The organism is Xanthobacter sp. 91 (assembly GCF_000702385.1).
GTDB classification, from domain to species: domain Bacteria; phylum Pseudomonadota; class Alphaproteobacteria; order Rhizobiales; family Xanthobacteraceae; genus Xanthobacter; species Xanthobacter aminoxidans.
Genome location: NZ_JNIB01000001.1, coordinates 3,366,994 through 3,392,696, shown reverse-complemented (window position 1 = coordinate 3,392,696; position 25,703 = coordinate 3,366,994). Strand labels below are relative to the sequence as shown.

The 25,703-nt window shown below is 66.6% G+C and carries 21 protein-coding genes; 2 read left to right on the top strand and 19 right to left on the bottom strand.

What is annotated here, in order from left to right; genetic code table 11:
• Positions 1-37 precede the first annotated feature (37 nt).
• On the top strand, positions 38-1,273 hold the full coding sequence (locus A37E_RS0115950) for an ABC transporter substrate-binding protein (RefSeq protein ID WP_029557523.1): 1,236 nt from the start codon (positions 38-40) through the stop codon (positions 1,271-1,273).
• A 121-nt stretch (positions 1,274-1,394) separates the two neighbouring features.
• Here A37E_RS0115950 and A37E_RS0115945 read toward each other — a convergent pair whose 3' ends face one another.
• The 11 genes from A37E_RS0115945 to A37E_RS0115895 all read right to left on the bottom strand — a co-directional run bounded on the left by A37E_RS0115945 (position 1,395) and on the right by A37E_RS0115895 (position 16,114).
• Positions 1,395-2,195, bottom strand: coding sequence for an SDR family oxidoreductase (locus A37E_RS0115945; RefSeq protein WP_029557522.1), 801 nt, complete (start codon positions 2,193-2,195; stop codon positions 1,395-1,397).
• A gap of 147 nt (positions 2,196-2,342) precedes the next feature.
• Positions 2,343-3,491 (bottom strand): alkene reductase, encoded by a 1,149-nt coding sequence (locus A37E_RS0115940; RefSeq protein WP_081837636.1) that lies wholly within the window; start codon positions 3,489-3,491, stop codon positions 2,343-2,345.
• A gap of 545 nt (positions 3,492-4,036) precedes the next feature.
• Entirely contained in the window at positions 4,037-5,905 is a 1,869-nt protein-coding gene (locus A37E_RS0115935) for a DEAD/DEAH box helicase (RefSeq protein ID WP_081837635.1), read from the bottom strand.
• Positions 5,906-6,112: 207 nt separating this feature from the next.
• The gene (locus A37E_RS27645; RefSeq protein ID WP_280938445.1) at positions 6,113-6,238 is read right to left on the bottom strand and encodes a hypothetical protein; all 126 of its coding nucleotides are present in this window, start codon (positions 6,236-6,238) and stop codon (positions 6,113-6,115) included.
• A gap of 29 nt (positions 6,239-6,267) precedes the next feature.
• The gene (gene putA / locus A37E_RS0115925) at positions 6,268-9,972 is read right to left on the bottom strand and encodes a trifunctional transcriptional regulator/proline dehydrogenase/L-glutamate gamma-semialdehyde dehydrogenase (RefSeq protein ID WP_051679089.1); all 3,705 of its coding nucleotides are present in this window, start codon (positions 9,970-9,972) and stop codon (positions 6,268-6,270) included.
• A gap of 260 nt (positions 9,973-10,232) precedes the next feature.
• Positions 10,233-11,126, bottom strand: a complete 894-nt coding sequence (locus A37E_RS0115920) for an NAD-dependent epimerase/dehydratase family protein (protein ID WP_029557518.1) — start codon at positions 11,124-11,126, stop codon at positions 10,233-10,235.
• A 150-nt stretch (positions 11,127-11,276) separates the two neighbouring features.
• On the bottom strand, positions 11,277-12,290 hold the full coding sequence (locus A37E_RS0115915) for a proline racemase family protein (RefSeq protein WP_029557517.1): 1,014 nt from the start codon (positions 12,288-12,290) through the stop codon (positions 11,277-11,279).
• A 35-nt stretch (positions 12,291-12,325) separates the two neighbouring features.
• Positions 12,326-13,114, bottom strand: a complete 789-nt coding sequence (locus A37E_RS0115910) for an ABC transporter permease (RefSeq protein ID WP_029557516.1) — start codon at positions 13,112-13,114, stop codon at positions 12,326-12,328.
• A 1-nt stretch (position 13,115) separates the two neighbouring features.
• Positions 13,116-13,949 (bottom strand): ABC transporter permease, encoded by an 834-nt coding sequence (locus A37E_RS0115905; RefSeq protein ID WP_029557515.1) that lies wholly within the window; start codon positions 13,947-13,949, stop codon positions 13,116-13,118.
• On the bottom strand, positions 13,949-15,010 hold the full coding sequence (locus A37E_RS0115900; RefSeq protein ID WP_038193211.1) for an ABC transporter ATP-binding protein: 1,062 nt from the start codon (positions 15,008-15,010) through the stop codon (positions 13,949-13,951). Before A37E_RS0115900 ends, A37E_RS0115905 begins: the two co-directional genes overlap by 1 nt.
• 45 nt (positions 15,011-15,055) lie before the next feature.
• Positions 15,056-16,114 carry an ABC transporter substrate-binding protein gene (locus tag A37E_RS0115895; protein ID WP_029557513.1) on the bottom strand — a complete coding sequence of 353 codons (1,059 nt, stop codon included), beginning with the start codon at positions 16,112-16,114 and terminating at the stop codon, positions 15,056-15,058.
• Between the two features lie 92 nt (positions 16,115-16,206).
• On the opposite strand from A37E_RS0115895, the gene A37E_RS0115890 reads away from it, so the two are divergent.
• Entirely contained in the window at positions 16,207-17,271 is a 1,065-nt protein-coding gene (locus A37E_RS0115890; RefSeq protein WP_245279350.1) for a GlxA family transcriptional regulator, read from the top strand.
• 151 nt (positions 17,272-17,422) lie between these two features.
• Here the strand turns inward: A37E_RS0115890 and A37E_RS0115885 are convergent, their stop codons facing one another.
• The 8 genes from A37E_RS0115885 to A37E_RS0115850 all read right to left on the bottom strand — a co-directional run bounded on the left by A37E_RS0115885 (position 17,423) and on the right by A37E_RS0115850 (position 25,691).
• On the bottom strand, positions 17,423-18,592 hold the full coding sequence (locus A37E_RS0115885) for a thiolase family protein (protein ID WP_029557511.1): 1,170 nt from the start codon (positions 18,590-18,592) through the stop codon (positions 17,423-17,425).
• Positions 18,593-18,596: 4 nt separating this feature from the next.
• On the bottom strand, positions 18,597-19,340 hold the full coding sequence (locus A37E_RS0115880; protein ID WP_197022997.1) for an enoyl-CoA hydratase/isomerase family protein: 744 nt from the start codon (positions 19,338-19,340) through the stop codon (positions 18,597-18,599).
• An 87-nt stretch (positions 19,341-19,427) separates the two neighbouring features.
• Positions 19,428-20,561 carry a C4-dicarboxylate TRAP transporter substrate-binding protein gene (locus tag A37E_RS0115875; RefSeq protein WP_156026343.1) on the bottom strand — a complete coding sequence of 378 codons (1,134 nt, stop codon included), beginning with the start codon at positions 20,559-20,561 and terminating at the stop codon, positions 19,428-19,430.
• A gap of 25 nt (positions 20,562-20,586) precedes the next feature.
• Entirely contained in the window at positions 20,587-21,894 is a 1,308-nt protein-coding gene (locus A37E_RS0115870; RefSeq protein ID WP_029557508.1) for a TRAP transporter large permease, read from the bottom strand.
• A gap of 50 nt (positions 21,895-21,944) precedes the next feature.
• Positions 21,945-22,487, bottom strand: coding sequence for a TRAP transporter small permease (locus A37E_RS0115865; protein ID WP_029557507.1), 543 nt, complete (start codon positions 22,485-22,487; stop codon positions 21,945-21,947).
• A 167-nt stretch (positions 22,488-22,654) separates the two neighbouring features.
• Positions 22,655-24,040 carry a biotin carboxylase N-terminal domain-containing protein gene (locus A37E_RS0115860; protein ID WP_029557506.1) on the bottom strand — a complete coding sequence of 462 codons (1,386 nt, stop codon included), beginning with the start codon at positions 24,038-24,040 and terminating at the stop codon, positions 22,655-22,657.
• 59 nt (positions 24,041-24,099) lie between these two features.
• Entirely contained in the window at positions 24,100-24,516 is a 417-nt protein-coding gene (locus A37E_RS0115855; RefSeq protein WP_029557505.1) for a MaoC/PaaZ C-terminal domain-containing protein, read from the bottom strand.
• An 11-nt stretch (positions 24,517-24,527) separates the two neighbouring features.
• Positions 24,528-25,691, bottom strand: a complete 1,164-nt coding sequence (locus tag A37E_RS0115850) for an acyl-CoA dehydrogenase family protein (RefSeq protein WP_197022996.1) — start codon at positions 25,689-25,691, stop codon at positions 24,528-24,530.
• Positions 25,692-25,703: the final 12 nt, after the last annotated feature.

Below are 25,703 nucleotides of genomic sequence, written 5' to 3'. Positions count from 1 at the left end.
CGGCCGACCAATAAAAAGCACGAACGGGAGGACATTCATGACAGCGAAATTCGGCCCCCTCGCCTTGGCCCTGGCGGCGGGACTTGCCGCGGCTCCGGCGGCGGCGGAAATCTCCGGCGGCACGGTGAAGGTGGGCGTGCTCACCGACATGTCCGGCGTCTATTCCGACATCACCGGCAAGGGCTCACTCATCGCCGCCCAGATGGCCATCGACGACTGCCTGAAGGCCGAATGCGCCGGCATGAAGATCGAGATGGTCTCCGCCGACCACCAGAACAAGGCGGACATCGCCTCCGCTACCGCGCGCAAGTGGATCGATCAGGACGGCGTGGATGTCCTCGCCGACATGTCCAACGCCTCCATCCAGCTCGCCATCGCGCCGCTGGTGAAGGAGAAGAACCGCGTCGCGCTCTTCCCGGGCGGCACCGCGCGCCTCACAGGCGATGCCTGCCAGCCCGGCCATGTGGTGCAGTGGATGTGGGACACCTATGTGCAGGTCGCCGGCATCGCCAACCGCCTCACCCAGCCCGGCACCTCCTGGTATCTGGTGACGGCGGACTATGCCCTCGGCCAGCAGCTGGAGGCGGACGCCAAGACGGTGGTGGGCAAGAAGGGCGGCAGGGTGCTCGGCTCCGTGCGCCACCCCTTCCCGGCGGTGGATCTCTCCTCGCCCCTGCTCACCGCGCAGGGCTCGGGGGCCGATATCATCGCCCTCGCCAACGCCGGCAACGACACGGTGACGGGCATCAAGACCGCGCGCGAATTCGGCATCACCACCTCGAAGCAGAAGCTCGTCGCCTTCTTCCTCACCGCGCTGGACGTGAAGAGCGTGGGCCTGCCGGTGGCGCAGGGAACGCTGCTCTCCGAAGGCTTCTACTGGGACCTCGACGACGGCACCCGCGCCTTCTCGGAGCGGTTCAAGGCGCAGAATGGCAAGATCCCGTCCGCCATCCACGCCGGCGTCTATTCCTCCGTTCTGCACTATCTGAAGTCGGTGGCGGCGACGAAGAGCGATGATGCCGAGACCGTGGTGAAGAAGATGGGCGAGCTGCCCATCAAGGACGACGTCGTGCGCAACGCCAAGCTGAGGCCTGACGGACGCATGGTGCACGATTTCTACGTGTTCGAGGTCAAGTCCCCCGACGCCTCCAAGGGCGAGTGGGACCTCTACAAGCTGGTCGCCACCCTGCCCGGCGACGAGGCCTTCCGCCCGCTCTCCGAAAGCGCCTGCCCGGCCATTATCGCCGCGCGCGGCGAGAAGAAGGCGAACTGAGCAACAACGGGGCCGCGCGTCCGGCACGGCCCCGTAGCGGCTTCCCCCCTTGCCGCTTTCAAGCGCGTCGCAACGCGCAGCGGGATCGATGCGTCAGGAGTCCGCGGCCTGGAGCGAGAGGTTAACCACGGCGGACGGTTCCACGCAGGGTCGGCAGTCCGATGCCCGCAGCGTCGAAGCCGCCGTCCACGGCAAGTTCCTGCCCGGTGATGTAGCTTGCCTTGTCACTGCACAGGAAGAGGACCGCCTCCGCGAGCTCCTCCTCCAGCCCATAGCGGGCGAGCGGGATGGCGTCGTGATAGTCGGCGCGGATCGCGGGCGAATGCACCTCTTTCGCCATGGCGGTGTCCACCGGCCCCGGCGCCACCGCGTTGACGCGGATGCCGAAGCCCGCGAGTTCCACCGCGAGCTGCTTCGTGAGGTGCGCGAGCGCAGCCTTGCTGGTGCCGTAGGCGGCCCGCAGGGTCGAGGCCCGCAGCCCGGAGATGGACGTGATGTTGACGACAGCCCCACCGCCCTGACGCGCGATCAGCGGCACGGTGGCTTTGGTGCAGTTGAACGGGCCGGACAAGTTGACATCGAGCACGCGGCTCCACTCCGCGTCCGTCGTCTCGAGAATGGGCTTGAACACGGCGATACCGGCATTGTTGACCAGCGCATCGAGCCGACCGAACCGGGCGTCGATCGCCTGAACCGCGGCAGCGACCGCCGCCGGATCAGCCACATCGCAGACCAATGCGAGCGTGCGCTCGGGCTCAGCCAGGGCGGCGAAGGCCTCCTGGAGCAGCAGGGGCTCGATATCGAGCAGCGCCACCCGCCAGCCGTCGGCAATGAACTTGCGCGCCACGGCAAGTCCGATGCCGCGCGCCGCGCCCGTGACTAGAGCAACCTTGGGATCTGGGAAGGTGGAGGTTTCGGGCATGACCGTTTCATCGTGGAATGATCTTGCTGAGGCTCATACCCCGACGGTCGGCGAAACGGAATGCCCGCTGCAACAGACACCGCGGCGGGCGTCTCCTGCTTCGGAGGAAAGGCTCGGCGAAGAACGCCGAGCCCTGGCTTGCCGCAACTAGCGGAAATCGCCGGTGGCGATGGGGTCGGAACCCGGGAAGGTCTCCTCGAGCGCCTCGTCGAGCAGCGCCGCGTCGGCGGTGGGATAATCGGTGTAGCCCTCCGGCCCCTGCGTGTACCAGGTCTCCATGTGGTCCGGCGCGAGCGGAATCGCGTGCCGGATGCGGGCGGGCAGATCGGGATTGGCGAGGAAGCCGCGGCCGAAGGCGATGGCGTCCGCCTCGCCCTTCTCCAGGGCGGCCATGGCACGGGCGCCGTCGAAATCGGAATTCAGCACCAGCGGTCCGTCGAACACAGCCCGGATCTCCGGGTGGACCGGCGGATGGTCCGGGGTGCCGCGGGTGCCCTCCGGAGGCGGCTCGCGCAGTTCGAGGAAGGCGATGCCGATATCCGACAGGATCTGCGCGGCGTGGCGGAACAGGGGCACCGGATCTGGATCGTTGACGCCCTGGCTCTCCCCGTTGGGCGACAGGCGCACGCCGGTGCGGTCGGCGCCGATCTCGCCGGCCACGGCCTCCGTCACCTCGCGCAGCAGGCGGGCGCGGTTCTCGATGGAGCCGCCGTAGGCATCGGTGCGGTGATTGGCCGAGGCGCGCAGGAACTGGTCGATCAGATAGCCGTTCGCGGCGTGGATCTCCACGCCGTCGAAGCCGGCGAGGAGGGCGTTGCGGGCCGCCCGGCGATAGTCGTTGAGCAGGCCGGGGATCTCGGCGGCATCGAGGGCACGGGCCTCGGCATGGGGTTGCTTGCCGTCATAGGTATGGGCGTAGGCCGGCGCGGTCGTCGCCGATGCGGAAACGGCCTTGGCGCCGTCAAGGAAGCTCGGATGCACGATCCGCCCCATGTGCCAGAGCTGGCACACCATGCGCCCGCCGGCGCTCTTCACCGCGTCCGTCACCGGCCGCCAGGCGGCGACCTGCTCGTCGCTCCAGATACCGGGCGCAAAGGGCCAGCCGAGGCCCTGTCGGCTGATGCCGGTGGCTTCGGAAATGATGAGGCCGGCGCTGGCGCGCTGGGCATAATATTCCGCCATGAGTGCGGTGGGCACATGCTCGCGTGTGCCGCGACCACGGGTCAGCGGCGCCATGAACATGCGGTTGGGCGCCGCGATGGCACCCATCTGGATGGGATCGAACAAGGTGGGCATGGGTCTTCTCCGGGAGCTCTACGAAGAACCGCCCTCGGCCGGCGTCTGGCTGCGAAAGACGGGGCGGACAATTGGCTGCAGGCGAGAGGTCAAGGGAGGACGAACACACCGGCGCCCCGGAAGAGCAAAGCGGGGAGCGATCGCCGAGGCGGCCGCCTGTTGGATCGTGACGGCATGGATGGTCGTGTCGGGACAGCAGAACAAGGCGAGCGTGCCGAAGGCGGCGACGAAGATCAAGGCCGCGGGCGCAACCGCAGTTGCTCGCGCCACCAAGCGACCAGCGGCGGCCGGAAGTTCACCGGCCGCGCCATTGCCCTGAGCACGGCCGCTGACAGCCTCGACGGTGTCACGAGCCGCAGCCGTCTCTTCGCCGCGGACCTCGCATCACGGGGTTGCGCCCTCGACGCCTCTCCACATATCGGCAGTCTGGGCGCGAGGCCTAGCTCCCGGACACGACCCGTCCTGGTGTCCTGATCAGGCCCCCTTTCGGCGCCCCCTCCCCACGCATTGACCGTCAACGCCGGAGAATGGCGCCGGGGACACCATCAGGAGCGTCGTGTCGGCTTTCCTTTTGGCTTTCCCTCGAATGCGTTCGGACGCCCGCTTCTACGCTGGTTCTCGCCTTTGCCTTGACCAGACGGCTTGGCCTCGCGCGGCTTCTCGAACCCGGCCTTGCCGTGCTCCGACCGGCTATCGGCAGATTTCCCCTGCGCCGGCCTGTTGCGAAACGTCTTGCCGCGGGGGGGCTCCCCGGATGGCACAAAGCCGCGCGCCGGCTTCCCGCGGGCGGGCCGCTTCGAAGGCTCAGCAGGCTGGCCGGGCAACACTTCGATGACGACATCGTCGCCATCCGCCCTGCGGGCCGCCTTGCTGAAGCGGTCGGCGGCAGCGAGGCTGACCTCGAAAGCCGTCTCCTCATCGGATATGCGGATGACGCCGATATCCTTGCGCGTCACGTTCCCGCGCCGGCAGATCAGGGGCAGCAGCCATTTGGGATCGGCATTGTTGCGGCGCCCGACATTCAGGCGGAACCAGACACTGCCGGCGCCCGAGCCGCCGTCGAAATCCCGGCCGGCCGCCCGGTCGCGCGCGGCACGGGGCTCACCCGGATCGGCGACCTCCTCCGGGGCCGGCAGGCCGGCCCTGTAGAGGCGCACCAGCGCAGCGGCCAGATGCTCGGGCGTATGCGCGGCGAGCAGCGCGAGGCCGGCGCTGGCATCCTCTTCATTCGGCTCATCGGTGATGACCGCATCGCTCAGCATCCGTTCGTGGTCGAGCTTGCGGATGTCCTCGGAGGTGGGCGGGCCGGACCATGAGGGCCGGATGCCGATCGCCCGCATGAGATCCTCGGCCCGGCGCCGGCGAAACGGCGGCACCAGCAGCACGCTCACGCCCTTGCGCCCCGCCCGGCCGGTGCGGCCGCTGCGGTGCTGCAGGCTTTCGGCATCGTTGGGCAGGTCGGCGTGGATGACGAGGCCGAGGTTCGGCAGGTCGATCCCCCGCGCAGCGACGTCGGTGGCGACACACACCCGCGCGCGCCCGTCCCGCAGCGCCTGCAAGGCGTGGTTGCGCTCGTTCTGGCTCAGTTCTCCGGACAGCGCGACGGCCGAGAACTGGCGTTCCTGAAGCATGGCGTGCAGACGCCGCACGGCCTCCCGGGTGTTGCAGAACACGATGGCGCTAGGGGTATCATAATAACGCAAGACGTTGACGATCGCATGCTCGACCTCGGTCGGCGCAACGCGCATGGTGCGGTATTCGATGTCGGCATGCCCGCCTTCGGCCCCCGCCACCTCGATACGCAAGGCATCGCGCTGGTAGCGCTTGGCGAGCGCGATGATCCCGCGCGGCATGGTTGCAGAAAACAGCAGGCTGCGCCGCTCCGGCGGGGTGGCGTCGAGAATGAACTCGAGATCCTCGCGAAAGCCGAGATCGAGCATCTCGTCGGCCTCGTCGAGCACGGCCACGCGCAGCGCCGAAAGATCGAGACGGCCGCGTTCCAGATGATCGCGCAGGCGGCCGGGCGTGCCGACGACGATGTGGGCGCCCCGCGCCAGCAGGCGCTGCTCCTGGCGCGGGTCCATGCCGCCGACGCAGGAAACGATGCGGGCTCCGGTCGCCGCGTAAAGCCAGGCGAACTCACGCTGGACCTGCAACGCCAGTTCCCGTGTGGGGGCAACCACCAGCGCCTGCGGCACGCTCGCGAACTCGAAGCGCTCCGCGGTGCCCAGCAGCGTCTCCGCCATGGCGAGGCCATAGGCAACCGTCTTGCCGGAACCCGTCTGGGCCGACACGAGAAGATCGCGACCTGACGCCTCGGGAGCAAGCACGGCGAGCTGCACCGGCGTCGGATTGTCGTAATCTTTTTCCGCCAGGGAGCGGGCGAGCGCCGGATTTGTCGTCAGGAAGGGCACGGCTGGGTCCGCCTATCTCGCAGTATCGTCAGGCGTCGAAGGGTAGCCGTCGGAAAGCATGTGGAACGCCTTCCTAATACCCCGGGAGCCAAGACGCCACAGCCGCCTGGGTGCGCTTCTAAGGCACATGGCGTCGTTTTCGTAAAGCTGTGACCCGCCCCGGAACGAACAGCCCCCGGTTTCCTGCACGCCTCCTGCCCTGAATTTTTAGGCAAGAAGGCCCCGATGGGCAAAGCGAACTTCACCGAGACCGCCGAGCGCGACGCCGTCCTTGAAGCCAGTGGTGACGATGACCAGGGTCTGATCGTAGAGCCGGCCTCGATGCACCTTCATAAATACAACACCCGCGTCCGAGGCGTACCTTATGACAATCCGATACTCATCAGGCTGGCGTTTCCTCCCGCGGCGGCGGTATTGATGGATGTCGAGACCTCCTCCATCAGCCAGTTGAGGCAATAGGCATCGGGATCGTTGAGCAGGTCCTGTGTCGACGCGGATTGAGCCAGCACGAGGGGGCCGTCGAGCGTCGCGATCTTGAGGTTCACCGCACGGACGCGCTCAGCCTCGCCCTCGATGAGGGCACCTGAGAACGGGCCGTCGGCCTGCCAATCCGAACTCAGCCTAATCCGGGCGGCGACAGCGGCCGGGAGGTCGGAAAGCGCACCGTGCAGTCCGGGTGCGGCATCGATGGCAACGAGATTCCCGGTCGCGAGAGCCGCGGCGATCTGGCGGTAGAGGCCCCGCTCCGTCTGCGGCACGAGGAGGATGAGGCCGCGCGGGTGGAGCGCGTAGAGGTTGCGCTCGCCTTCCGGGCCGGCGAGTTCCTTCTCCACCCCGAGCGCGGAGCGCACCGCGAACTCCCGCGCCGCGTTGGCCTCCGTGCGCAATCCCTTGCGGCTGAGCCAGCTCGCGAAATCGAGCACCGCCGGGTCGGTGTGCACCGTGCCCTGCAGCAGCGGCACCGGCGCTTTCCGAACGAGCCGTCCGAGATAAAGCGGCCCGCCGGCCTTCGGGCCGGTTCCCGACAGGCCCCGGCCGCCGAACGGCTGGACGCCGACCACGGCGCCGATGATGTTGCGATTGATGTAGAGATTTCCAGCCCTGATGCGGCTCGTCACGTGCTCGATCGTCTCGTCGAGGCGCGTATGGAGGCCGAAGGTCAGTCCGTAGCCCGAAGCGTTGATGTCGTCGATCAGCCGGTCCAGCTCGTCCCGGCGATAGCGTATGACATGCAGCACCGGCCCGAACACCTCCCGCGTGAGGTCCGAGAGGCTTCGCAGCTCGATGATCGTCGGGGGAACGAAGGTGCCGCGTGCGGCGCCGGCGGGCAGGTCGAGTTGCTCCACCCCGCATCGAAGCCCGCGCATGCGCGCGATGTGCGCGGTGATCTCGTCTCTGGCGCCTTGCGAGATGACGGGGCCGATGTCCACGCTCAGCCGGTCGGTGCGGCCGATCGCAAGCTCCGTCAGCGCGCCTTTGAGCAGGCGCAGCGTCCTGTCGGCCACCTCCTCCTGCAGGCAGAGGACGCGAAGCGCGGAGCAGCGCTGACCGGCGCTGTCAAACGCCGAGGTGATGACATCAGGGACCACCTGCTCGGCGAGCGCCGAGGAGTCCACGATCATGCCGTTCTGCCCGCCGGTCTCGGCGATCAGCGGGATCGGCTTGCCGGTGGAGGACAGGCGCTCGGCAAGCTGCGCCTGAATGAGGCGCGCCACCTCGGTCGAGCCCGTGAACATCACGCCCGCCGTTTCCGGCGCCGCGATGAGCGCGGACGCGAAACGCCCGCTGCCGGGCACGAACTGGAGGGCGCCGCGCGGCACGCCGGCTTCATGGAGAATCCGGATGCTCTCGAACGCGATCAGCGGGGTGGCGCCGGCCGGCTTCGCCATGACCGGATTGCCGGCGACGAGCGCCGCCGCGACCTGGCCGGTGAAAATCGCCAGCGGGAAGTTCCACGGACTGACGCAGACGACCGGACCGAGCGGCACGTGCGACGGCCCCAGAGTCCGGCGGGCCTGGTCGGCGTAGTAGCGCAGGAAATCGATGGCCTCGCGCACTTCCCCAACGGCGTTCGCCGCCGATTTGCCCGCCTCGCGCATGAGGATACCCATGAGGGCGTCCATGCGCGACTGCATGATGTCGGCGGCGCGTTCCAGGCACGCGGCGCGCGCATCGGGCGGCACGGCCGCCCAGTCCGGTGCGCCATTGGCGGCAAGGCGCGCCACGTGCGCGGCGGCCTCAAGGGGCAGCTCCGTCACTATGCCCACGGTATCCGTGTGATCGGCCGGGTTCAGGATCGCGCGCGCATCGCCCGCATCCGAGCCGTCCGAAAGCAGCGGAACCGCATGCAGGCCCAGGCGGGCGCCCGCACCGAGCGCGCGGGAGAGCCGCGCAAGCGACAGCTCGTCGGACAGGTCGATGCCTTCGGAATTCAACCGCTCGTGCCCGAAGAGCGCGCCGGGAAGCGATATCTGATCGTGCGGCGCCCCGATGACCGGCATCCCCCGGACAAGGTCGGCGGGATCGACCACCAGGTCGTCGAGCGAGACGTTCGGGTCCGAGATCCGGTGGACGAACGAGGAGTTCGCGCCGTTTTCCAGCAGCCGCCGCACGAGATAGGCCAACAGCGTCTCGTGGGTGCCGACGGGCGCGTAGATCCGGCATGGCCGATCGAGATTCTGCGCGCCGACCACCTCGTCATAGAGCGACTCACCCATGCCGTGGAGGCACTGGAACTCATACTGGCCGACGCGGAAATCCGGCCCCGCCAGATGATAGATCGTCGCCAGCGTCTGGGCGTTGTGGGTGGCGAATTGCGGAAATACCGCGTCGCGCGCGTCCAGCAGCTTCCGCGCGCAGGCGATATAGGCGACGTCGGTGTGGACCTTGCGCGTGTAGACCGGGAAGTCCTTCAGCCCGTCAACCTGTGCCCGCTTGATCTCGGCATCCCAATAGGCGCCCTTGACCAGCCGCACCATGATGCGGCGTCCGGAGCGCCGCGCCAGATCGATGATGTGATCGAGGACGAAGGGGCAGCGCTTTCCATAGGCCTGGACCACGAAGCCCAGACCGTCCCACCCCTTGAGGCTCTCGTCGAGGCTGAGTTCCTCGAGGATGTCGAGCGAGAGCTCCAGGCGGTCCGCTTCCTCCGCATCAATGTTGAGACCGATGTCGTATCGACGCGCCAGGACTGCGAGGCCACGCACCCGTGGCAGCAGCTCGGCCATCACGCGCTCCGCCTGGGCGCGGCTGTAGCGGGGGTGCAGCGCGGAGAGCTTGATGGAAATTCCCGGGCCGTCGTAGATGCCCCGCCCGTCCGCCGCCGTTCCGATGGCGTGGATAGCGTTCACGTAGTCCGCAAGGTAGCGCTGGGCGTCGTCCGCCGTGATGGCGGCCTCGCCGAGCATGTCATAGGAATAGCGGAAGCCGCGCGCCTCCAATGGACGGGCCCGCTTGAGCGCCTCGCCGATGGTTTCGCCGGTGACGAACTGCTCGCCCATCATGCGCATGGCCATGTCCACGCCATGGCGGATGACCGGCTCGCCGCATCTTGCGATCACCCGGCCCAGCGCCGCGGAAAGGCCGCGGTCGTTGACCGTGGACGTCAGCTTTCCAGTGACGAGCAGCCCCCATGTGGCGGCGTTGACGAACAGCGGACGGCCGCTTCCGAGGTGGGATTTCCAATCGCCCGAGGAAATCTTGTCGCGGATGAGCGCATCCCGCGTGGCGCTGTCGGGAATTCTCAAAAGCGCTTCCGCAAGGCACATCAGGGCCACGCCCTCCTGGCTGGAAAGCGAATACTCCTGCACCAGCCCCTCGACGCCGCCTCCTCTGCGCTTGGCCCGCACGGCGCTGATGAGATGTCGCGCGGTCCGGGCGATCGCGTCCTTTGTCTCCTGCGGAAAGGTGGCTGCCGCCAGAAGAGGCGGCACGCACTCCATTTCCGGACGGCGGCAGGCCGCAGAAATGGCGCGACGCAGGTCGCCCTGCGGGCGGATTGGGGGGGCGAAGCGTGCGAACGGTGCGAGAGCTTCCCCGTCGGTCATGAAAGTCATCGTGTTCGACATCAAGCACACTCAGCGAAGAGGGGATCATCGAAAAATGTGGATGCTTGCCGCGCATCCGGGATCTTGTGCTTTGCTGGGCCGTTCAGATTTTCCGGTCCGACGGTGACGACCGTAAGGATGGCCCGCATTGCAAAGGGCCGAAAGTGCTTCACGAGGTTCGTCTACTCGCCGATGTCGAACGTGCCGCCCCGGCGCGCATCTCGCAGCGCCTTGATGGGGCAGCGGACGGGCTTTGCGGCCGGGACCGCCAGGGGCCAGCTCTACTTCGCATACCGGTCGGACAGGAACGCGAGGGCGGTCGGCCCCTTCGGCGTCCAATCGAGATCGTGCCGGGTCGCGATCCCTCTCATCCGGGTGTTCGATCCAAAAGTGAAGCGGGCCTTCTCATTGCCTAGAACCGCCGACGCTTCGTCGATGGTCCAGCTGCCATCAGCCGGATGCCCGTGCAGGCGGTTGAGGAGACGGACCATGTCGCCGAACGAAACCTCCCCGCTCTCCACGAAGTAGAACGCGCCCGACCGGCCGCGCTCGATGGCCAGATGATAGGCCCGTACGACGTCGTCAATATGGACGGACGAGGTGATGTTCCGTCCGGGCCCGATGTAGCGGGCGCCGGACCGGCTGGCCTGAGCGGCCAGAAATGGAATCTGGATGCTGTCCTTCTTGGCGCCGAGCCCCTCGCCATAGATGAGGCTGTTGCAAAGAACCATCGGCCGAAGCCCCCGAAAGGCGCTGCGCCGCACGGCCGTGTCGATGGCGAGCCGGTGGGCTTTCTGCGGAACCGGCATGAGCGGCGTGCTCTCATCGTGGATCCGGTCGCCATACTCACCGTGCGCATCATCCGCGATCAGGCTGGATCCGCTCGAATGAACCAGGGTCTTTCCGGTGCCCGCGAGGCCCTCGATCAGGGCATCGACAGCCATGGCATGATCCGAACTGGCAGCATTGACGACCACATCGGCGAGGGCGGCCGAGGACGCCAGGAGCCGGCCGTCATCGAGGCTCCCGATCACGCTCCGGAACCCGGCAGCTTCCATCAGCTCCGCCTGATCTGCGCGGCGGACGAGACCGGTGACAGTCGCGCCCTCGGCCTTCAGGCGCGAGGCCACCGAACCGCCGAGATAGCCGGTGATCCCGGTGATGAATACCTTCATGTTCAACCTCCGATTTCGGCTCTTCCGCCGGAACGCAGGGCGGTCCACGTCAGGCAAGGCGGGCGACGACACCGCCCTGCGGCAGGGCGCGGTCGGATGTCATCGCACCGCCGCGGGCCGCACGGGGTGTTGCGGCCGACGCGGGCCGTCTCATGCGACGAGGAAGCCGGCATCCACAGGATCCTCGCGGTTGATCGTCCAGCGCGCCGTGCCCAGCAGGCCCGCGGTGCCTTTCACGGTCGGGCGTACCGCCCGGGTGCCATTCAGGTTGGCCTCGCCGATGAGGCAGCCCTCGAAGGTCCCGGACCCGATCAGTCCCTCGGAGCGGATCGGCTGGTGCAGCTTCAGCTCGCCGCGCGCCTCGAACATCGCCATCATCGCGCTGGTGCCGGTGCCGCCGGGGGAGCGATCCAGCTGTCCCGCGGAAAAGACATGGACGTTCTTGTAGAAGGCGCCCTCGATCGTTGGCTCGTGCCAGAAGGTGACGAAGTTGAAATTGTCGATATGGCTCGAAGCGGGGTGCCGGATTCCCACCTTCTGACGCAACTGCTCTCGCGCGATCACGCCGAGCTGCGACAACTGGGACCCGTTTTCCGGCGAAATCCTGAGCGAGGTGCCGCGCAAATCGATGATGCCGAAGTAATTGCCGCCCCAGACGATATCGGCCTTGAGAGCGCCGATGCCGGGCAGATCGAACGGCACGTCCTGGGCCGCGACGTAGGCCGGGACATTCTCGAAGCGCGTCCACAGCACCTGCGGGCCGTCGTTGGCGACCTCGGCCGTCACCAGCCCGGCGGTGGTTTCGAAGCGGATGGTGGTGCGGCCGTTCTCGCCGCGCCGGGCGAGGCCGAGCGCGACCATGGCCATGCCGATGGCGATGGTCCCGTGGCCGCACATGTGGGAATATTGCGTGCCGTCGATATAGATCAGGCCGGCATCGTACTCGGGGCTGGACGGCGGCGTGAGGAAGACGCCGAACATGTCCTTGTGCCCGCGGGGCTCGCGCATCAGCGCGCAGCGCACCCAGTCGTAGTTTTCCTGAAGGTAACGGCGCTTCTCCAGGATGCTCGATCCGGCGGGATAGGGGATGCCGCTGTGGATGATGCAGAGGGGCTCGCCCTCGGTGTGCGTATAGATGACGTCGAAGACATTCTGCAGGCGCATTGTGGACTCCTCGGGACAACAATTGGCGGGATGAGTTAGCGGCTCCGCTCCGAGAGCAGGTCGAGGCCGATGGTCAGGTCGAGCAGCACGATGACGACCGCGGCGACGATGATCGTCAGGCCGGAGACGGCGGCAATCGTCGGATCGATCGAGTACTGGACGTAGTTGAACAACTGGACCGGGATCGTGGTCAGCTCGGCGGTGGTGTTGAAGATGCTGAGCTCGACATTGATCCACGACGCGATGAAGGCGAAGGTCGCGCCGCTGGCGACCCCGCTGCGGATCTGCGGCAGGGTCACGAGGAAGAAGGTCGTCAGCGGCGGGGCACCGAGATCGGCGGAGGCTTGCTCCAGGACGAGCTGGTCGTCGCTGAGCTGCGGCAGCACAGCCCGCAGCGCGAAGGGCATGATGATCACCACATGCCCGACCAGCAGCGCCGGGAAGCTGCGCACCAGTCCGATGGCGCCGCCGTACTGCAACAGCGCGGCGCCAAGCACGACATGCGGCAGGATGAGCGGAGACATCAGCGTTGCCGTGAACAGGCCGCGGCCGATGAAACGATAACGCGCGATGGCGATGGCCGCAGGTACGGCCAGAAACACCGCCAGAATGGTCGCGGCCACCGCCAGCTGCGTGCTGACCAGGAAGGCCGAGACATAGGACGGATCGCCCAGCATCTTGCCGTACCAGGACAGGGTCAGCCCCCGCGGCGGAAAGGCGAGAAAGCTGGTCGTGGTCAGTGATGCCCCGACCAGGACGACAAGGGGCAGCGCGAGATAGGCGAGCGCGGCGAACGAGACAATGCGGACGAGAGCCGAGACCATCTCATGTCCTCCTTGGCTCGCTGAGCCGGCCGGCAATGGTGACGAGCGCCAGCGTCATCACCAGCATCGTCATGCTCAGGGCACCGCCGTAGTTGAAGTCGAAGACCGAGCTGTATTGCTGGAAGATCAGCATGGAGAAGACCGTGATCTGGCCGCCGCTGAGCAGGGCCGGCGTGACATAGGCGCTCGCCGCCAGCATGAAGACCATGACCGCTCCGGACATGAGGCCGGGCAGGCTGAGCGGGAAGATGATCCGCCAAAACGTATCCGCGGGCGTCGCGCCGAGATCGGCCGAGGCCAGTTCCACCGCCTCACCCACCTTCGCGAGGGCGTTGCCGACCGTCAGGACGATGAACGGCAGGAGGATGTAGACGAGGCCGATCAGGATGCCGAGCTCGGTGCCGAGGAAGCGCATGGGCCGCTCGATCAGGCCGAGTGCGATCAGCCCGTCATTGACGAGGCCGTTGCGGCCGAGCAGCACCATCCAGCCGAAGGAGCGCACGATGTTGCTGGTGAACATCGGCACGACCAGCAAGATCAGGCAGGCGCGCCGCCAGGGCCGCCACCGGATGACGCGGACGAGATACCAGGCGAGCGGGTAGCCGATCAGAACGCAGGCGAACGTGGTCAGGATGCTGATCCGGAATGTCACCCACAGCACGTTCCAGTGATAGGCGTCGGCGAGGATGCGGACGTAGTGCGAGAGTGTCGGCAGCCCTTTCGGGGTCGTCAGACTCGCGATCAGGACCACCGCCATGGGCGCCAGGAAGAAGGCGATGAAAAAGCCCGCCGGCAGGATGCAGAGCAGGAGGACCGGGCGCAGCGTGCCGCGCATCACGCATCCCCCGTCACAAGGCGCAGATCGGCGACGCGGATGTTCGCGAAGACGAGTTGGCCGGTGGTTAGCCCGGCCAGGGCCGACGGGGCGAGCCGGGCGGTCAGCGTGGAGCCGCCCAGGGCGAGGGAGGCCATGGCATGGCTGCCGACATGGGCGATGTCGGACACGACGACCGGCAGAGCGAGACGCCCCGGAGCCGGCTCCGTCATGACGACGACATCCTCGGGCCGCAGCACGGCCGTGAGCGCGGCCTGCGGATATTCCGACGAGGCCGGCAGGGTGATCGTGCCGCCGAGCAGCGACAGACTGCCGTCGCCGTGCCTCTCGACCGGGATCAGATTGGCATCGCCGATGAAATCGGCGGCGAAACGGGTCGCCGGGCGGGCATAGATGTCCTGGCCGCGGCCGATCTGCTCGATGCGTCCGCCCCTCATCAGCACGATCCGGTCGGCCAGCACCATCGCCTCCTCCTGGTCGTGGGTCACGAACAGGAAGGCGATGCCCAGCCGGTGCTGGATCCGCTTAAGTTCGGTCTGGACCTTCTTGCGGAGCTTCAGGTCAAGCGCGCTCAGGGGCTCGTCGAGCAGCAGCAATTGCGGACGGTTGACGATGGCGCGTGCCAGGGCAACGCGCTGCTGCTGCCCGCCGGACAGCTGCGCGGGCAGGCGATCGTCGAAACCGGTCAGACCCACAAGGTCCAGCGCCTCGGTGGCGCGTCGCGCGGCCTCCGCCTTGCCGGCCCCCTGCCGGCGCGGACCGTAGGCGACGTTTTCCACGACGGTGAGGTGCGGGAACAGTGCGTAGTTCTGGAAAACGGTGTTCAGGGGGCGCCGGTAGGGCGGCAGCCGCGTCACATCCTTGCCCGCCAGGTGGATGGCGCCGGCGTCGGGCGTCAGGAAGCCGGCGATGCAGCGCAGCAGCGTGGTCTTGCCGCAGCCCGACGGACCGAGCAGGGCGATGAACTCGCCCTGCTCGACGTCCAGCTCGATGTCCGTCAGCGCCGGCTGTCCGCAGAACGACTTGGATAGCCCACTGAGGGTGAGGATGGAGGTGCTCATCCGACGGCTCCGGATCTGGGGCTCGTGCTGCTGGTGTCGGCCAGCTTACTTGCGGGCGATTTCGCGGTTCCACGTATCGACGACGCCCGCGCGCAGCGCGTTGATGTCCGCCCAGTTGAAGAGCATCAGGCTTTTGACCGATCCCGTCTCTCCCCAGGGGAGCTTGCGGGCGGTTTCCGGCTTGACCGAGACGTTCTTCACCGAAGGTCCGAGGTAGAGCTTCTCCGCGAGGCATCCCGACGCCTCGGGCGTCAACGCCTGGTTGATGAACTTTTCGGCGGCTTCCTTCTTCGCGCTCCCCTTCACGAGGTGCAGCCGGGTATCCCCCGCCCAGGCCCCTTCCTTTGGTACGACGAAGCCGATGGGCAGGCCTTTGTCCGCCAGATCCCAGGCGCCCACGTTGAAATGCGCGCCGATGATCGCCTCTCCGCTCTGGAAGGCGTTGGTTGCAGCGCCCGAGGAATCGAAGAACAGGGCGGCCTTGAGTTCCTTGATCTTCTTGAAGGTCGTCGCGAGGTCGCTGGTGGGGACGCCCCCAATCTTCGACAGGAAGATGATGAAGGGCACACCGGACGCGTTGGCGGGCGAGGGAATGGTCACGGCATCGGCGAATGCGGGGTTCCAGAGGTCGTTCCAGGACGTCGGGGCGGTCTTGATCTTCTGCGTGTTGTAAGCGAGCCCGAGCGAGTAATAGCCGGTGCCGACCGCATAGGTCGTGGCGCCGCTGCGGTAGACTGCCTCCGGCACGGCGTTGGCAAGGTTCGGGATCGCCGCCGGATCGAGCGTTTCGACCACATCCGCGGCGAGTGCGAGTTCGCTGATGCCCCCATCCATCCACGCCACGTCGATGGTGGGCGCCCCCTTCTGCTGCTGCAACTTCGACAGGGTGACGGTAGAGGTGCCGATCTCCGCCTTGACGGCGACGCCGGTCGCCTTGGTGAAGGGGTCCGCGATGCAGGCGCGGAAGGCATCCCCCCAATTGCCCCCGAACCAGGCGACGGTGATGGACGGGGGCTGTTGCGCCATGGTCGGAGCGGCGGGCAGTGTCGCGGCGATCATGGTGGTCGATAACAATGCCTTGGCCAGCCGGATGGAAAGGGTCATCGTTGTTCTCCTCTGCCGAGCGTCTTCGCGCTTCTGTGAGGTCATGATGGCGCGCCGGCTGCAAAGCGCACTAGAATGGGCCGGCCTAAAATTTGAACATTCGCGACATGCGCCCCCTGCGTCCTCCCCGTGCCAGCGATCACCCGCCGCCCCCTGCGCCGCCCGCCGCCCGGCTGCGGATCGGCTTCCTGCTGCTCGACAAGTTCACGCTGGCCGCCTTTTCCGGACTGATCGACGTGCTGCGGCTGGCGGCCGACCATGGCGGACGCAGCCGCAAGCTCCATGCGAGCTGGACCGTGATGAGTCTGGACGGCCAGCCGCGGCGGTCGAGCTGCGGGATATTGGTCACCCCGAACGGCGACCTGATGGATCCGGCCAACTTCGACTACCTCGCCGTGTGCGGCGGCAACGACTATCTCAACGATGCATTGCCTGAGAGCCTGCTCGCCTACCTGCGGCGGGCGGCGGCGTCAGGCGTGCGGCTGCTCGGGATCTGCACCGGCACATTCGCCATCGCCAGGGCCGGCCTTGTGGGGCCGCGGCGGGTCTGCGTTCACTGGAACGTGCTCGATGCCTTCAAGCAGCGCTTCCCGAAGGTGCAGGCGGGGGTGGAGCGTCTCTTCATCGACGAGGGGGATCTGATCACCTGTGCCGGCTCCACGGCGGCGATCGATCTCGGCCTTTACCTGGTCGCGCGCCACTGCGGCCGGGACAAGGCTCAGCAGGCCATGCGGCACATGATGCTGCAGCACATGCGGCCGGCCGAGATGCCCCAGCCGCATTTCTATGCGGAGATCGGCCCCCACCTTGACGTCAGGGTGCAACAGGCCGCGCAGTTCATCGAGCAGCGACTGGACAATCCTCCGCCGGTCGCGGCCATCGCGCGCTATGTGGGTGTCAGCCCACGCCAGCTCGAGCGCCTGTTCGCGGTATCCCTCGGTCAGAGCCCGGCCGCGTTCCAGCGCGGCCTTCGGCTCGACTATGCACGATGGCTGATCCTCAACAGCAAGCGATCGCTGACAGACATCGCGATGGGAGCGGGCTTCGCCGACAGCGCCCACCTATCACGGGACTTCAAGACCGCATTCGGGGAAACGCCGCGATCCCTGCGCCGCAACGCAAGCGCAGGCCGGGCGGATGCCGGCAATCCGGGCTGACGGCCTTGCAATAGTCTCTCGCCCCAGCGCGGCGATCCCTTTGCCTCCCCTCCCCCCGCGTCCGGGCGGGAGAAGGCCGAGCTGAAGAACCACGTCGGCTGGCGCGGAAGCCCGTCTTCATACGACGCCTTCGGCGTGAAGAGCGGATCGCTCAGGGCTCGATCCGCTCAATGATGGTCGCGGTACCCAGACCACCACCACAGCACATGGACTGCAGGCCGAACCGCCCACCGCGTCGCTCCAATTCGCCCAGTAGCAACGTCATCAGCCGCGCCCCGGAGGAGCCCAGCGGATGGCCCATTGCAATGGCACCGCCATTGACATTGACCCGCGAGAGGTCGGGCTGGATTTCATCGATCCAAGCCCCGAGCACCGAAGCGAATGCCTCGTTGACCTCGAACAAGTCGATATCGCTGAGCGCCAGCCGGGCGCGGGCGAGGATGCCCCGGGTCGCCGGGATCGGGCCCGTGAGCATGATCTCGGGATCGACACCGACAACCAGCTGCGCATGGACCCGGGCGCGGGGCGTAAGTCCCAGGGCACGGGCCTTGCCAGCGCTCATGAGCAGGAGAGCCGCCGCCCCGTCCGAGACCTGGCTGGCATTGCCCGCCGTCACCCGGCCGTCCGGACGGAAGGGCGGCTTCAGGGTCGCAAGTTTCTCCACGCTCGATCCGGGCCGCACGCCCTCGTCGCGCGTGAGCATCACACCGCCGGCCCCCTCAATGGGGATCATGTCGGCATCGAACCGACCCGCCTCCTGCGCCGCGGCGGCACGGCGGTGGCTTTCCACGGAAAGCTCATCCAGATAGATCCGATCCAGATGCCACCGCTCGGCGATCCGCTCGGCCGCCTCGCCCATGCTGGGCATGGAGAAGCGCTCGACCAGATCCTTCGGATAACGCGCGCCGTAGCGCGTATCGTCATTGCCGCCACGGGTGGCCGACATGATCTCGACGCCGCCGGCCACAACCACATCGCAGACGCCGGAGCGGATCAGCGTATCGGCGAAGTGCACCGCTTGCTGAGACGAACCGCACGCGCGCTGCACGGTGGAGCCCGGAACCGTCACCGGCATTCCCGCCATGAGGAGCGCCGTGCGCGCCACGTTGCCGGCCTGCATGCCCACCTGCGTGGCGCAGCCGGCGACCACGTCATCCACCAGTCCCGGATCGAGTCGGCTGCGCTCCAGAAGGCGGGCGAAGACGTGGCCAAGCAACGCCGCCGCATGCCATTCCCGGAGGGCACCATCCCGGCGCCCGACCGGCGTGCGGACGGCATCAATGATGACCGGTTCATGGTCGCCGACCTCGTGAAACTTCATCTCGTCATTCCTCCTGCCGCGTCAAACGCGCCCGCCTGAGGCGGTTTTCCACATTCACCTGTTCTGCAGCGTCCAGGGCGTGCGCGAGGTCGCAGCGATCGCTGGTGCGAACCATGCGCTTCACCTCGGCCACCAGCTCTGTCGGATGGCCCGCGAGTTCCGTCGCACGACGCGCGACGTCCGGAGCCGCATCGGCACCGGAGGGCAGCACCACGAGACCTGGAATCCTCGCCTCGGCAGCCGTGAAAATCCGCCCGTTGGCGAGCAGGTCGAACGCCACCAGAGGTCCCGCACGCCGCACGATGCCGGGCACGACCAACGCGGGCACCACCGCATGGCGCATCTCGGGGAAACCGAGCCGCGCATCCGCGGCGCACACCGCCACGTCGCACGCGAGCGCCAGGGCGAAGCCCGCGCCCAGGGCGAAGCCGTGGACCTCGGCGATCACCGGCTTGTCGATCTCGCCGGGCGCCTCAAGCAGACGTCGCATGCGGTGCGCATGGGCAGCGGCCACGGCTGCATCGGTGATCCGCGCCGTCTCCTTGAGGTCGGCGCCGGCGGAGAATCCGCCGCCAGTGCCGGCAAGCACCACCACGCGAACCGCGGGATCGGCACCGGCCGCCGCGATCGCCTCGGTGAGCGCACCGACGAGCGTGCCGTCGAGCGCGTTGCGCGCCTCGGGTCGGTCGAGAACGAGCCGTCTTACGCCGCCCGCGTCCTCGACGCGCAGCCTGTGGTCACGGGACATCATTTCCTCCAGCCAGGCGCCCGGACGAGAGCTGTGGTGAGGCGCGCCGCAGGGCCGAATGCAGCCCTGCGGCACCGTCTCATCCTCTCACTTGATGGGGTTTTGCACGTCGACCTTGGCGTAGATCTCTTCCCAAAGGAGGCGCTTGAACGTCGCCTGGTCGCGGCCGTTCTTCTCCAGCAGCCCCCGCCACTTTTCGGCAAGGCGGGTCAGTTCGGCAGCGATCTTCTCTGGATCCTTCACGCCAACCTTTGCGCCCTTCTCCACCGCCGTGGCCGTGTACTTCTTGGCAAAATCCTTGATGAAGGCACCGAACTCGGCATCTCCCTTGTAAAACTTGGTGCCCTTCTTGGTGTACTCGGACACGACTTCCTCATCCTCGTGGATGTAGTTGAAGATCGAATCCGTGACCAGTTGGGGAAGGTTGGTGACGATCGCCTTGCGCTGATCGACGGTCAGGGCATTCCACTTGTCGATCCGCAGGTCGAACAGCGCCGCTCCAAGAAAGCCGCCGAGCGGGTCGAGCAGCACGAACTTCGCCGCCTCGCCGTAGGAGCGCGCCTTCTGGGCGGCGATAGAATGAAGCGCGCAATCGATGATGCCGCGATCCAGCGCCTCGTAGCCTTCGTCGGGGCTAACGTTGACCGGCACCGCACCGAGGGCGCGCGCCAGGTCGGCATAAGCGGAAATGCCGCGCACGCGCTTGCCCTTGAAATCCGAGAGCTTCTTCATCTCGGTGCGGCAGTGGTAGACATAGGGCGTCAGCGCATAGGTGGCGAGAAAGCGTGTGTTGAACTTCTTGTATTCCTCGGTGCATTGCGGGCAGTTGAACAGTTCCAGTTCGTTCAGCACCGCCGTCATCACGAGCGGCTCATCGTTGAGCAAACTGAACTCGGCGAGGAAGTTGTCGACCGGCATTTCGGTGGGAATGTAGGCGCCGACGAAGTACCCGGCATCGGCGATCCCGTCCCGCACGCCGCCCGGAATGTCTTTACCCGACAGGAGAGACGATCCGAAGTGATACTCGAACTTCAGCGTGCCCTTTGAGTCCCGCTCCACATCCTGAAAGTAGCGCAGGAGCACCGGGTTGGTGATGTGCTTTGGGTTAAGATAATTCGCATAGACGATCTTGACAGGGTCGGCGGCTTGGGCGGACGCCGGCATGAGTGCCGTCGCCCCGCTGATGGCAGCCAGACCGGCTGCGAAAAGGACGTGTTTCACTTTGTATCCTCCCGATTTTTCTTCTTCACTTCATTATGTTTGGCAAGAAAAGAGAGATCTCAGGGAAGGAAATGAGAATGATAAGCGTGATGATGTCGGTGACGATGAACCACATCACGCCCTTGAAGATCGTCTCCAGCGGCACAGACTTCCCGACCACGCTCTTGATAACGAAGACATTGAGGCCGACCGGCGGTGTCACAAGCCCGATCTCCAGGTATTTGATGACGAGGACACCAAACCAGATCAGGTTCAGATGGGCCGCCTCCAGCACCGGCAGCATGATCGGCAACGTCAAAAGCATGATGCCGATGGAGTCCAGGAACATCCCGAGGATGATATAGACCACCGACGCGCCGATGATGATGTAGAGCCAGTGCAGCTCCATCCCGTCGACCACATGGGCAACATAAGCCGGCAAGCCGGATACAGCCATGAAGCGCGAAAGCAGGAAGCCGCCGAGCGCGATGAAGAGTATGGTGGCGGTTGAATTCACCGATTCCACCACCGATTCCTTGATCACGCGCCAGTTCAGCGCCCCCCGCAGCGCGACGATGACGAACGTCATCAAGGCACCGCCCGCGGCGGCTTCGGTGGCGGTGAAGATGCCCACATACATGCTGCCGATCACCGCCAGCACCAGCACCGGCAACGGCCACACCGACCCGAGCACCGCCCAGCGGGCCGCCCAGCTCACCGCCTCTTCCACCGGCGGGGCCAAGGCGGGATTCAGCTTGCAGCGGATCGCGATCATGGTCGCAAACATGACCGCCGACAGAATTCCCGGGATGACGCCCGCGACAAGAGCCTGGCTCACCGAGACCTCGGCGAAGATGGCGTAGAGCACCATCAGAATGCTGGGCGGAATCAGCGAGCCGAGCGTGCCGGCGGCAGCCACCGCGCCGGTGGCAAGGCCCGGATCGTAGCGGTAGCGCAGCATTTCCGGGATCGCGATGCGCCCCATGGCCGACGCGGTGGCGACGCTGGAGCCAGAGGCCGCGGCAAACATCGCGCAGGCGGCGGTGCTGGCCACTGCGAGCCCGCCGGGCAGCGCGCTCAGCCACAACCGCGCGGCCCTGTAGAGACTTTGGGTGAGGCCGCCGTGATAGGCCAGGGTGCCCATGAGGATGAACATGGGCACCGCCGACATCGACCAATGGGCGATGAAATTGTAGGGCTGCTCGGCCAGCACGCTCATCGCCGCTGCCGGCCCACGTATGACCAGCATCCCGACCACGGAAACCGAGGCGAGCGCGAAGGCGATGGGCACCCGTACGGCCAGCATCAGCAACAGAATGGCGATCGCAAGAATGCCGACGGTGATCGATGACATGATGTGCCCTTGAAGACGCCGGTTCGGGGAAAGGTGGAGGGGGCGCGGCGTCAGTCGACGTCGAGCGCATGGCCATGACGGGCGCCGCCCGGTGCCGGCTTTCCAAAGATGGCGGCGCGCGCTTCCTCCGCCGCGTTGAGCAGGAGATAGAGCGCAAGCACCAGCGCGCCGGCCACCACCAGCCAGCGGGTCGGCCAGATCGTGACGATCACCGTGCCGACCGCGTATTCACCGGCCCGCGTCATGGCGAGGGCCTTCAAGTAGGTCGCATAGCAGAATACGAGCGTTCCGGCGGCGCAGGCGAGGCAGACCACCGCATCGAGCGAGGCCACGGCGCGTGGCGGCATCCAGCCGGTGAACAGCTCAATGATGACGTGGGCCTTGTCCCGCTGCACGCAGGCCAGCGGCAGGAACGTCACCGCGACCATGAAATAGTTGGCGGTCAGCTCCTGACTGCCGGGCACGGTGCCATTGAACAGGCTACGCGCCACCGCATCGGCGACGACGATCACCATCATCAGCACGATGCTCAAGCCCGCGGCAAGCAGCAGCAGATTCGCTACCGGATCGAGGATCCTGCGCGCCAATCCCATGGGTCCCTCCCGTGTGCGCCAGTCATGCCGGACGCATCGTCGTTAACGCGAACCATAACAAAGCCTTGATACAGATCAACACAATTCGTCCAGATTGATACTTTGAATTCTGGTATTAATCGGCGGATGCGTTTCGCCACAGTCGCCACACGCTCAGCAGCCCCCAGTCATCCCCGGGGCTCTTCCGTCCGTGGAGAAAGCAAAGCGGAACCATGCCTCGCCACGAAGTCGGTCGTGGCGGCACCGGTGCGAAATTCCGCATGCGCGAGCACGGACCGCAGGAACGCGAGATTGCTCCCCACGCCATTGATACACGTCGCCGCCAAAGCATCATCAAGGCGCCGCCGCGCGGTTTCCCTGTCCGGGCCCCAGGCGATCACCTTGGCAATCATGGGATCGTAGAATGGGGTGATCTCGTCGCCCGCCCGAACCCCTGTATCGATGCGCAGGCCGTCGCCCAGTGCAGGAAGATCCAGCCGTGCAAGTCGTCCCGGCGTTGGCAGGAACCCACGGTCCGGAGCCTCCGCATAGATGCGGGCTTCGATGGCATGGCCGACCGCCACCGGCGGATCTGGGATCGCCGCCGAGAGGTCCTCGCCGGCCGCCTGGCGCAGCTGCAACGCCACCAGATCGAGGCCCGTCACCATTTCCGTAACGGGGTGCTCTACCTGGATGCGCGTGTTCATCTCCAGGAAATAGAAGCGCCCGGTCGCGGCGTCGACGATGAACTCGACGGTCCCCGCGCCGAGATACCCGACCCGCGCCGCGAGGCGGGCGGCCGCCGTCCTCAGCCCATGGGAGACCCCATCGGGCAGGTTTGCGGCGGGGCTCTCCTCGATCACCTTCTGGAAGCGGCGTTGCACCGAGCAGTCTCGCTCGGGAAAGGCGATGACCCGGCCGGGAGCAACGCCAAACACCTGCACTTCCACATGGCGCGCGGCGGCGACGAAATGTTCGAGATAGACGCCGTCATCGCCGAAGCTGCGGGCCGCCTGCTCGCGCGCGCGTTCGACGGCGGCCGGGAGATCGGCTTCGGTGTCGACACGGCGCATGCCGATGCCCCCGCCCCCGCCTGTCGCCTTCACCAGCAGCGGGAAGCCCACGGATGCGCCGAGGCCGGGCAGGTTCTCCCCCATGTCCCGGGGCAACCGTCCGGAGCCGGGCAAAACAGGGACGCCCGCATCCTCGGCCCGCGCGCGGGCGCGCCCCTTGTCACCCATCTCGGCAATGATGGTGTCAGCCGGCCCCACGAAGAGGAGCCCGGCGTCCACGACCTTCCGTGCAAAAGAGGGGCTCTCCGAGAGGAAACCGTAGCCGGGATGGATGGCCATGGCGCCGGTGGCGCGCGCGGCTTCCAGGATGGCGTCGGCATCGAGATAGCTCTGCCGCGCCGGAGGGGGACCGATGCGCACCGCCTCGTCCGCCAGCTCCACGTGAAGAGCGTTGCGGTCGGCGTCGGAGTAGACTGCGATGCTTCTCAGCCCGAGGTCGCGGCAGGCCCGCACGATGCGGCAGGCGATCTCGCCGCGATTGGCGATGAGGACACTCTTCATCGATCCCTTCCCGGTTTGGAGCGTGGAGCCGGCGGCCTGGGCCCGGCTGGAATGCGTGCCTATCGCTGAAACGCGAGGGTGGCGTTGCCCTGAAAGACGAGCCTCCGCTCGACCTCGCCTCTCACCGCGAGATCGCAGCAGGGGACGCCCTGCCGCGTCTCCTTCGCCACCACTTCAACGGTCATCACCACCACGTCACCCGGGCGCACCGGATTGAGGAAGCGCCCTTCGATGTCGCGCACGAACGCGCCCGGACCGCCGAACGCAGAGGCGCTGCGCCCGGCGATACCCATGGTCAGCATGCCATGGGCTATCACGCCGGCGAGCCCGGCCTCCCGGGCATAGGCATCATCGTAATGGATACGGTTGAAGTCGCCCGAGGCGCCCGCATACATCACCAGTTGGCGGGTCGTAACGGGATCGCTCGAAAACGTGTCCCGGTCTCCCACGGCCAGTTCGTCGAAGCGCCTCTGCATCGCGCCGCGCCTCAGCGCTGGAGGGTCGAATCGAATGTCTCGTTCAACTCCGCCTGGCCGACGATCTGCGCCGTGCGGTCGTGCCCCGCATGGAGCACATGCGTCTCCAGATCGCGGAGATAGCGACTGAGCGGATACTCGTCGAAAAGTGCAGTCGAGCCGACCGCATGGATCAGCTTGTGAGACAGTTCGAAGGCGACGTGCGCTGCCGTGGACTTGGCGCTCATGGAGAGCAGCTCCGCCTCAACCACCGACCGTGTCTTGAACGCGCGAATGGCGTCGTGGAAGAGCGAGCCGGCGGCATCGAGAGCGATGCGCATCTCGCCCATACGCATCTGGATCAGCTCCGCCCTGCCGCGCCCGCGCTCGATCAGGTATTGGCGGCACCACTCGTACATGCCCTCCGTGGTGCCGAGATAGTTGGCGGTGAAACCGAGATGAAACCGGCCCTGCCAGCGCCCGCGCGGATAGGCGCCGGGCTCGCCGAGGACATGGCTGTCCGGAATGAAAACATTGTCGAGGGTGATGATCGGGCTTGCCGCGGCACGCATGCCGTTGGGCCGATACCAGTCATTGTCGATCGTCACGCCCTTCATGCCGGGCTCGACGATGAGCATCTGATGGTTGTCGAGATAGTTGTTCACGCCATCGATGGCGGCGAAGATGATAGCAAAGCTCATCATCGGACCGTTCGTGGCGTAGTTTTTCTCGCCGTTGAGGATAAACCCTCCATCCACGCGCTTGGCGGAGGTGTTCATCATGTACATGTGCTTGCGTTTGGCCTCGGAGCCCACGAAGCCGGACAGCGACGGACGCTCGAACATGGGCTGGATGAAGCGCTCGCGCTGCTCCGGCGTGCCCAGATCGTTCACCGCCCAGGCGGTGTGGTTCTGCACCTGGTAGCAATGGGCGGTGGAACTGCACCCCCGTGCGATCACGCGCAGGGCCTGCAGATAGGTGGCGGGATCGTCCGTGGTGAGGTTCGAGCCCTTGCCGCCCATCTCCTTGGGGAGCGTCGTGGTCAGCCAGCCGCGGGAGAAGAGCGCCTCGATATTCTCGCGCGGCATATCGCAATTGGCGTCATAGCTCGCGCCGCGCGGGCGAAACTCGCCGATTGCCAGGGCTGCCAGCTCCTTGATGTCGTCGCGCTCCAGCGCATCGACGGGATCGATCATCGTCTCCTCCAT

Coding starts and splice junctions, on each gene's coding strand:
- A37E_RS0115950 (WP_029557523.1), top strand. CDS start 38: ATGACAGCGAAATTCGGCCCCCTCGCCTTGGCCCTGGCGGCGGGACTT.
- A37E_RS0115915 (WP_029557517.1), bottom strand. CDS start 12,290: ATGCGCCTGCAGAATGTCTTCGACGTCATCTATACGCACACCGAGGGC.
- A37E_RS0115855 (WP_029557505.1), bottom strand. CDS start 24,516: ATGCAGAGGCGCTTCGACGAACTGGCCGTGGGAGACCGGGACACGTTT.
- A37E_RS0115910 (WP_029557516.1), bottom strand. CDS start 13,114: ATGGTCTCGGCTCTCGTCCGCATTGTCTCGTTCGCCGCGCTCGCCTAT.
- A37E_RS0115895 (WP_029557513.1), bottom strand. CDS start 16,114: ATGACCCTTTCCATCCGGCTGGCCAAGGCATTGTTATCGACCACCATG.
- A37E_RS0115880 (WP_197022997.1), bottom strand. CDS start 19,340: ATGTCCCGTGACCACAGGCTGCGCGTCGAGGACGCGGGCGGCGTAAGA.
- A37E_RS0115870 (WP_029557508.1), bottom strand. CDS start 21,894: ATGTCATCGATCACCGTCGGCATTCTTGCGATCGCCATTCTGTTGCTG.
- A37E_RS27645 (WP_280938445.1), bottom strand. CDS start 6,238: ATGAAGGTGCATCGAGGCCGGCTCTACGATCAGACCCTGGTCATCGTC.
- A37E_RS0115885 (WP_029557511.1), bottom strand. CDS start 18,592: ATGAAGTTTCACGAGGTCGGCGACCATGAACCGGTCATCATTGATGCC.
- A37E_RS0115850 (WP_197022996.1), bottom strand. CDS start 25,691: ATGATCGATCCCGTCGATGCGCTGGAGCGCGACGACATCAAGGAGCTG.
- A37E_RS0115905 (WP_029557515.1), bottom strand. CDS start 13,949: ATGCGCGGCACGCTGCGCCCGGTCCTCCTGCTCTGCATCCTGCCGGCG.
- putA (WP_051679089.1), bottom strand. CDS start 9,972: ATGTCGAACACGATGACTTTCATGACCGACGGGGAAGCTCTCGCACCG.
- A37E_RS0115860 (WP_029557506.1), bottom strand. CDS start 24,040: ATGAAGAGTGTCCTCATCGCCAATCGCGGCGAGATCGCCTGCCGCATC.
- A37E_RS0115900 (WP_038193211.1), bottom strand. CDS start 15,010: ATGAGCACCTCCATCCTCACCCTCAGTGGGCTATCCAAGTCGTTCTGC.
- A37E_RS0115920 (WP_029557518.1), bottom strand. CDS start 11,126: ATGAAGGTATTCATCACCGGGATCACCGGCTATCTCGGCGGTTCGGTG.
- A37E_RS0115945 (WP_029557522.1), bottom strand. CDS start 2,195: ATGCCCGAAACCTCCACCTTCCCAGATCCCAAGGTTGCTCTAGTCACG.
- A37E_RS0115940 (WP_081837636.1), bottom strand. CDS start 3,491: ATGCCCACCTTGTTCGATCCCATCCAGATGGGTGCCATCGCGGCGCCC.
- A37E_RS0115865 (WP_029557507.1), bottom strand. CDS start 22,487: ATGGGATTGGCGCGCAGGATCCTCGATCCGGTAGCGAATCTGCTGCTG.